This window comes from Mycobacterium pinniadriaticum (assembly GCF_026242045.1).
GTDB classification, from domain to species: domain Bacteria; phylum Actinomycetota; class Actinomycetes; order Mycobacteriales; family Mycobacteriaceae; genus Mycobacterium; species Mycobacterium pinniadriaticum.
The window spans coordinates 75,603-81,653 of record NZ_JAPJDO010000028.1; the positions used below are offsets into that span (position 1 = coordinate 75,603).

At 67.2% G+C, this 6,051-nt stretch carries 6 protein-coding genes; 4 read left to right on the top strand and 2 right to left on the bottom strand.

The features are described from left to right. Positions 1 to 7 precede the first annotated feature (7 nt). On the bottom strand, positions 8 to 1,537 hold the full coding sequence (locus ORI27_RS24445; RefSeq protein ID WP_265999655.1) for an MFS transporter: 1,530 nt from the start codon (positions 1,535 to 1,537) through the stop codon (positions 8 to 10). Between the two features lie 86 nt (positions 1,538 to 1,623). Between ORI27_RS24445 and fadD8 the strand changes: the two genes are divergently transcribed. From fadD8 to ORI27_RS24460, 3 genes are all read left to right on the top strand, one after another. Then, entirely contained in the window at positions 1,624 to 3,225 is a 1,602-nt protein-coding gene (gene fadD8 / locus ORI27_RS24450; RefSeq protein ID WP_265999656.1) for a fatty-acid--CoA ligase FadD8, read from the top strand. A 78-nt stretch (positions 3,226 to 3,303) separates the two neighbouring features. Further along, a complete protein-coding gene (locus ORI27_RS24455) occupies positions 3,304 to 3,618 on the top strand; it encodes a hypothetical protein (protein ID WP_407666419.1) in 315 nt (104 codons plus the stop codon). Between the two features lie 85 nt (positions 3,619 to 3,703). Further along, positions 3,704 to 4,390, top strand: coding sequence for an HAD family hydrolase (locus ORI27_RS24460; protein ID WP_265999657.1), 687 nt, complete (start codon positions 3,704 to 3,706; stop codon positions 4,388 to 4,390). Here ORI27_RS24460 and ORI27_RS24465 read toward each other — a convergent pair. Continuing rightward, entirely contained in the window at positions 4,387 to 4,851 is a 465-nt protein-coding gene (locus tag ORI27_RS24465; RefSeq protein WP_265999658.1) for a YybH family protein, read from the bottom strand. The two genes, ORI27_RS24460 and ORI27_RS24465, sit on opposite strands and share 4 nt — an antisense overlap. A gap of 138 nt (positions 4,852 to 4,989) precedes the next feature. On the opposite strand from ORI27_RS24465, the gene ORI27_RS24470 reads away from it, so the two are divergent. Continuing rightward, complete coding sequence (locus tag ORI27_RS24470) at positions 4,990 to 5,892, top strand: 1,4-dihydroxy-2-naphthoyl-CoA synthase (protein WP_265999659.1); 903 nt, start codon at positions 4,990 to 4,992, stop codon at positions 5,890 to 5,892. Positions 5,893 to 6,051 lie beyond the last annotated feature (159 nt).

Sequence of the window (6,051 nt, forward strand, 5' to 3'; positions counted from 1 at the left end):
TGCCACGTCAGGCCGAATCGGAACCAGCCTTCGGCCTAAGCAGCACCCATGCCAGCACGATCGCAACGGCCGGCACGACAGCCATGATCAGACTCAGATCGTGAATGGCGGTCAACCAGCTCTGGGTCGCCTCCGACACCACCCAGCGGGCCTTGTCCGGGTCGAGCACCTCGGCGCCGGCCGCCGGTCCCGGCACGCCCCCGTGCGCGACGCGCAATGCGTCGCGCGCCTGGTCCTCGGTGATCCCCGATCCCTCCAGCTTGTGGCGGCCGTCGCGCAGGAACAAGGTGGTGCCCACCAACGCGAACAGTGCCGGGCCGAGCGAATAACTCGCCTGTCCGACAGCGGGTTTCACCGCAGAGATGACACCGCCCAGCTCGGCCGGCGCGCTGGACATCATGATCGTGGACTGCGGGGTCTGCACCACCGCGCCGCCGATCGCGTTGAGCGCGACCGCGACACCCATGACCACGATCGGTGTTCGGGCGTCCACGACCACCAGCATCACCATCCCGACCAACAGAATGGCCAGTCCCGCGACCAGCACCGCACGTTCACCGAATTGCACCACGGCGCGACCGGCCGCGGTCGCCGCCACCGACGCCAGCAGCACCGCCGGAATCAGCAACAGGCCGAGTAGTTCGGGTGACTCGCCGCGGATGGTGACCAGGTAGTAGGCGAACAGGATGGTGGCGCCGCCCTGCAGGAAGTTGAACGTCGCGCCCGCGGTGATAGCGGCGTTGAACCGGCCGGAGGAGAAGATCCTCATGTTCAGTGCCGGCTCGTCGGTGCGCATCTCCCACAACACGAATGCGACCGCGAGGGCGATCCCCAGCAGGATCTGCGCCAGTGCGCTGACGTGGAAACCGCCCTGCAGCTGGGTGAGCCCCAGGATGAGCAAGATCAGCCCGGCCGCGACCAGCGCGATCCCGACGACGTCGAGCTTACGTTGCCAGCGCAGCGTCTCCGGCACATAACGCAGGGTCAGCGCGAGAGTGACCGCGGCCAGCACCGGGGTGACCAGAAAGCAGGTGCGCCAACCGAAGTGCGTCGCCAGCCAGCTGCCGACGGCGGGTTGGAAGACACTCAGGGCGTGACCCGCGCCGAGGTACATGGCGATCGCGGCGGCGCGGCGGCCCGGCGGGAACACCGCGTTGATGATGGCCAGCGAGAGACCGAGCAGAAACGCGAAGGCGATGCCGACGCCGGCCCGTGCGACCGTCAGGACCGCGACGTTGGGCGCCAAGGCGGCGAGCACACCGAACCCGATCGAGCCGTAGCTGCCGATCACGAACATCCGCTTCATGCCGTACAGGTCGCCGAGCGCGCCCGCGCCGAGCACCGCCGCGGCCAGCGTCAGCGTCGCCAGGCAGGCCAGAAAGCTGGCAGTGCTGGGGCTGAATCCGAGGCCGTGGCGCACCTCGGCGAGGTTGGCCGACAGGATCGTCGGGTCACCCGCGGTGATGCTGTAACCGAGGCCCATCGCGATGATGGTCATGGTCGCCGCGCGGCCGGTGACCTCCTGCTGCTGCGGCATTGCCAGATGCTAACCGCGACCGGCACGGGGGTGGCGGAAACAGCACCCCTTCCATCAATTCTGGAACACGTTCTAGTGTGGAGCGCATGAGTGACGAGCTGCTGCGCCATCCCATTCATTCCGGGCACCTCACGGTCGGCGCGCTGAAGCGCAACAAGACCAAGCCGGTGCTGCATCTGGGTGACACGACGCTGACCGGTGGCGAGCTCGCCGACCGCATCAGCCAGTACATTCAGGCGTTCGAAGCGCTCGGTGCGGGGACCGGCGCAACGGCGGGCCTGCTGTCGCTCAACCGACCGGAGGTGCTGATGATCATCGGCGCCGGCCAGACCCAGGGCTACCGGCGCGTGGCACTACACCCTCTCGGCTCACTCGACGACCACGCATACGTGCTCAACGACGCCGGCGTGACGTCGCTGATCATCGACCCCAACCCGATGTTCATCGAGCGGGCGCAGGGCCTGCTGGAGAAGGTGCCCGCGCTCAAGCAGGTGCTGACGCTCGGCCCGGTTCCCGAGGCGCTGGGCGATGCGGCAGTGGACCTGATCGCCGAGGCCGCCAAATATTCGCCGAAGCCCTTGGTGGCGGCCGACCTTGCCCCCGATCACGTCGGCGGCATGGCCTACACCGGCGGCACCACCGGCAAGCCGAAGGGTGTGCTGGGTACCGCGCAGTCGATCACCACGATGACGACGGTCCAGCTCGCCGAGTGGGAGTGGCCGGACAATCCGCGGTTCCTGATGTGCACGCCGCTGTCGCATGCCGGCGCGGCGTTCTTCGTGCCGACCGTCGTCAAGGGCGGCGAGCTGGTGGTGCTGACGAAGTTCGATCCGGCCGAGGTGCTGCGGGTGATCGAGGAGCAGAAGATCACCGCGACAATGCTGGTGCCGTCGATGATCTACGCGCTGATGGATCATCCCGATTCGCACACCCGCGATCTGTCCTCGCTGGAGACGGTGTACTACGGCGCCTCGGCGATGAACCCGGTGCGCCTGGCCGAGGCGATCCGCCGCTTCGGGCCGATCTTCGCGCAGTACTACGGACAGTCCGAGGCACCCATGGTGATCTCGTATCTGGGCAAGAAGGATCACGACGAGAAGCGGCTCACCTCGTGTGGGCGACCCACGCTGTTCGCCCGCACCGCACTGTTGGACGCCGACGGCAAGCAGGTGGCCCAGGGCGAAGTCGGCGAGATCTGTGTGTCCGGGCCGCTGTTGTCCGGTGGGTACTGGAACCTGCCGGAGGAGACGGCCAAGACGTTCTCCGGCGGCTGGCTGCACACCGGGGACATGGCACGCGAAGACGAGGACGGCTACTGGTTCATCGTCGACCGGGTCAAGGACATGATCGTCACCGGTGGATTCAACGTCTTCCCGCGTGAGGTGGAGGACGTCGTCGCCGAACACCCGGCCGTCGCGCAAGTGTGTGTGATCGGCACGCCCGACGAGAAGTGGGGCGAGGCCGTCACCGCGGTGATCGTGCTGCGGCCCGACCATCCCAGCGACGACGACGCGGTGGCGACGCTGACCGCCGAGATCCAGGCGTCGGTCAAGGACCGCAAGGGCTCGGTGCAGGCACCCAAGCAGGTCATCGTCGTCGACTCGGTGCCGGTGACCGCGCTGGGCAAGCCGGACAAGAAGGCGGTGCGGGCGCAGTTCTGGGAAGGCTCGTCGCGGGCAGTCGGCTGACGATGCGGGGCGAAGCCCCGAGGAGGAGGCCGACAAATCAGATCGAGTCGGTTAATGCCGATCTCGGAGCGATAATGGGTGATGCTGTCCCGGATCCTCCCGCTCGAGTACCTGAAAGAGCGCGACGTGATGTTCTGGCTGCCGCCCGGCGGCCGGGACAACGAGGTCTGGGCCGACACCTGGGTGATCCTTGCCGAACTCGACCCCGCTGACGCCGAGCCGATTCTCGCCCGGCTGCGCGACGCCGACGTCGGGGCCTACGTCTGGACTCCGAGCGGACGAAAAGGCGCGCCGAACACGGGCGTGCAGCTCTACGTGGACCGCGAGCAGCACAACAAGGCCGTCGATGTGCTGATGTTGTTTCTTCGGGGCCGAGACAATCGAACGGGCTGATCGTCGCCGACAGTAACGCCAGGGCGGAAATCGGCGCGGCATCCCGCCATGGCGTTACTCTCGCGGGCGCTGGCAGCATGAAGCCATGCCCGTTCGCGCCGTCCTGTTCGACTTCTCCGGCACCCTGTTCCGCCTCGAAGAGGACGACAGCTGGTTTGCCGGCATGGAACTGATCGACGACGACGGCCGACGCGCGGTCGATGAACACGTGCAGGCCGAGTTGATGGAACGCCTGACCCACCCCACCGGACGTTCGGTGACGATGACCGAGGACTCCTACCGGACCTGGGTCAACCGCGACCTCGCCCCGGCGCTGCACCGCGAGGCCTACCTGCACGCGCTGCGGCAGACCGGGCTGCCCGATCACCACGCCGAAACGCTGTACCGGCGCACGATCGATCCCGCCTCCTGGGTGCCCTACCCCGACACCGTCGAGGTGTTGCGATCCCTCAAGGCCAGCGGGTTGAGCACCGCCGTCGTCTCCAATATCGCGTTCGACATCCGCCCGGCATTCGATACCGCCGGCACCGGCGCCGACGAGTTCGTGCTGTCCTTCGAGGTCGGTGTGGTCAAACCCGACCCGCGGATCTTCCAGATCGCACTGCAGCGTCTCGGTGTCGACCCGGGCGAGGCCGTGATGGTCGGCGACAGCGACGAGAACGACGGCGCCGCCCGCAACGTCGGATGCGACTTCATCCTGGTCGATCCGTTGCCCGTCGCCGAACGCCCGACCGGGTTGGTCGACGCGCTGCGCGACCGGGGCATCGGCTAGATGGGGAACGCGTGCGAGATGTGAATCCGCCACACCCCGTCGGGCTGGCGGCGAAAGACGTCGAGGCCGTCCTCGTGAACCGTCTCCAACACCCTGCCTGATTCGTCGCGCACGGTCAGCGTCCAGATCAGCGCCACCGTCGCAAGATCGCCGTCCACCAAGACCTCACGGATCTGCGGCTCGTCATAGTGGTAGGTGCGGGCCGGGTCGGCGAACCTGGTTCGGATCTTGGCGCAGAACTCGCCGCGTCCGTTCTCGGGAGGCCGGCCGGGGAAGTTCAGCACGACGTCCTCGGCGAACAACCCGCAGGTGGCCTCGGGATCTTTGTTGTTGAAGTCGCGGGAGAACCCCCGCAGCGCCGCTTCGATAGCGTCCGCGTCGGAGCGACTGGACGCGCTCGGCCCGCACGCGACGAGCACGCCCAGCATCGGTGCGAGCGCCCAGATCAGCAGACGGGACATCTCGGCAGACTAGCCGGGGCGTACCTTTTGGGACATGGCCGACACGGTGGAGCTCGTACCCGAGGAGCTCGAGTCACCGGCCGGCCGGTGCACAGTTTCCCGATTCGACCCCGTTACCCAGGATGGAGTTCACAACCGTTGAGTGACAACCCCTTCGACCCGTCTCAGTGGCGCGCCATCGACGGCTTCGAGGATCTGACCGACATCACCTATCACCGCCACGTCGCCGACGGCACCGTACGGGTGGCGTTCGACCGGCCCGAGGTGCGCAACGCATTCCGTCCGCACACCGTCGACGAGCTGTACCGGGTCCTCGACCACGCCCGGATGTCACCCGACGTCGGTGTGGTGTTGTTGACCGGCAACGGGCCCTCACCCAAGGACGGCGGTTGGGCGTTCTGCTCCGGCGGCGACCAGCGCATCCGCGGCCGCAGCGGTTACCAGTACGCATCCGGTGAGACGGCCGACACCGTGGACGCCGCGCGGGCCGGGCGGCTGCACATCCTGGAGGTGCAGCGACTCATCCGGTTCATGCCCAAGGTCGTCATCTGTCTGGTCAACGGCTGGGCGGCCGGCGGCGGGCACAGCCTGCACGTGGTCTGTGACCTGACGCTGGCCAGCCGCGAGCACGCCCGGTTCAAGCAGACCGACGCCGATGTCGGCAGCTTCGACGGCGGCTATGGCAGTGCCTATCTGGCCCGCCAGGTCGGGCAGAAGTTCGCCCGCGAGATCTTCTTCCTCGGCCGCCCGTACACGGCCGAGCAGATGCACCACATGGGCGCGGTCAACGAGGTGGTCGATCATGCCGAACTGGAGAACGTCGCCGTGCAGTGGGCCAAGGAGATCAACGGCAAATCTCCTCAGGCCCAACGCATGCTGAAGTTCGCCTTCAACCTGCTCGACGACGGCCTGGTGGGCCAGCAACTGTTCGCCGGGGAAGCCACCCGGTTGGCCTACATGACCGACGAGGCGGTCGAGGGTCGCGACGCGTTCCTGGAGAAGCGCGACCCCGACTGGACCCCGTTCCCCCGCTACTTCTGATGCGCGAGCAGACACAAACGGGCCCTTTTCTTCGGCGTGTCGGGGCACTTTGCGTCTCTCTCGAAAATTGGGTGACCCAAGCTGGGTGAGCGGTTGCTCGCTGGTGCTAGGCGGCGTTGGTGCGGGGTTCGAGAGTGACTTTGTACCCCAAGGTTTCCA